At 45.0% G+C, this 251-nt stretch carries 1 pseudogene; it reads left to right on the top strand.

The window, feature by feature from the left end:
• Nucleotides 1-113 precede the first annotated feature (113 nt).
• Nucleotides 114-203 (top strand): annotated as a pseudogene (locus tag V6C16_RS15060) (IS200/IS605-like element IS200 family transposase); the annotation flags it as partial.
• Nucleotides 204-251: the final 48 nt, after the last annotated feature.

The following is a 251-nucleotide window of genomic DNA, read 5'->3' as shown; positions in this document are numbered from 1 at the left end:
AACTCATCCAGCTCAACCTGCTCGGTTCGGCGTCTCTGGAAGAACTCCTGAATCCACGACGGCGAAGAAAAGATAATCTTCAACATCTCAGCCTATTAGAATTGGGTGCTTAGCCGGACAGCAATGTCTCAAGTTTTATGGGCTACCTAAAGGGTAAAAGCAGCCTGATGATCTACGAACAATTCGGCGACTTGAAATTCAAATAGCGCAATCGAGAATTTTGGTGCCGTGGATATTATGTTGATACGGTA

It is taken from the genome of Desulfovibrio sp. 1188_IL3213 (assembly GCF_036763145.1).
In the GTDB taxonomy this organism is placed as follows: domain Bacteria; phylum Desulfobacterota; class Desulfovibrionia; order Desulfovibrionales; family Desulfovibrionaceae; genus Desulfovibrio.
The sequence above is the reverse complement of the archived record's forward strand: the minus strand, read 5'-3'. Positions and strand labels throughout refer to the sequence as shown.